The sequence below is a fragment of the Paenibacillus sp. VTT E-133291 genome, assembly GCF_002264395.1.
Classification (GTDB): Bacteria; Bacillota; Bacilli; order Paenibacillales; family Paenibacillaceae; genus Paenibacillus_AQ; species Paenibacillus_AQ nitricinens.
The window spans coordinates 1-1,253 of record NZ_NFVA01000210.1; the positions used below are offsets into that span (position 1 = coordinate 1).

Genomic DNA, 1,253 nt, shown 5'->3' on the forward strand with positions numbered 1-1,253 from the left:
TCATTGGCTCAACAGTCTGGGAATGGTAACTCTGTTGTATGGTCCGGTAGAAAAATCTTTATTATCCACAGAAGGCGGATTGCTAAAGCCAAAGATTCCAAAAGAAATAGATCTAGTGCAAGAGACTATTGATTTTAAATTATGGGAAGAAATGCCTGTTAGTGGACAAAATAAATTAACCACTGATGGATTAAGAATTATGAGTATCAGAGACATAAAGAAGTTTAAAAGCGAAATGAATTTAAATAATATAAAAGTTATTATGGATAAGAAGGGAACTATTCTACCTGAAAAGGCTGTGGGAGGTTTCAATCCAAATACTGGACAGATCGTATTAAGACCTGATGCTTCTTACTTAAGTGTAGTTCATGAATCTTATCACGCTAAGCACTTTGGAGAACTTGGAAAAGAAAATTATATGAAATTATCGACTTTAGAAAAGGAAGAGTATGTTTATAGAGAAATTATGAAAAATAAAGGTGAATTTAGTATTGAAGAAATATATGAAGCACAAAGATATATATTCAAACTAAGGAACGGACAATGGCCTTTATCGAATTGGAAAGGATTTGATGATTAATGCAAGAAAGAATAAATACTAATCTAACAGCTAACCAAGCTTTGAAGATAGCCCGAGATTATAAGGATAAGTTTAAACTGTATGGAGTTATACATGATGATATAGAAAAGTCTGTTAGATTTTATAATGAGTTTTATAGAATTAAGGGTTGTGTGTGGCTTGTTTTGGCGGATATAACTCCTAAAGATTATGAAGGTGATGACGAAATTACTTTCGTTGTTTCTGATGAAGACGGTGCTGTTGATCATGTGCTAGATCATAACGGGATACCTCAACGTTATCATATACCAAGCAATAGAAATTATAGCGATGAAGAGTTTGAAGCTATCTTTGATGAAGATCATGATGAGTAAAAGAGTCTAAACTCGAGGGGAATCAATCATTTGCCGACTCAATCCATCATTCAAACAATGACACATATATCTCATATATTACCTATATAAAGATTTTTACTATTTTGTTTGTACGCACGGCAATGCTTAGGTTTATAACTTAAATAACGCAATAGCGTTACGTCTAGCAGGTCGATTATGGTTAGATACCACCATAGTCAACCTGTTTTTTTATGTTCGTTTTCTTGCGGATTCTTCGAATTTATCCCAATTGTAGATTACCCTACAGTGATTTTTTAGAAAGAATAAAACGGAGGATCAAGCAAAACCCGAGGATTCTA

General features: G+C 33.3%; 2 protein-coding genes. Both read left to right on the forward strand.

The genetic code is table 11. From position 1 onward, the window contains the following. The coding region (locus CA598_RS31585; protein ID WP_306440501.1) for a zincin-like metallopeptidase toxin domain-containing protein at positions 1-580 on the forward strand (580 nt) is incomplete at its 5' end. Continuing rightward, positions 580-933, forward strand: coding sequence for a hypothetical protein (locus CA598_RS31590; protein ID WP_094874828.1), 354 nt, complete (start codon positions 580-582; stop codon positions 931-933). The genes CA598_RS31585 and CA598_RS31590, both read left to right, overlap by 1 nt. Positions 934-1,253: the final 320 nt, after the last annotated feature.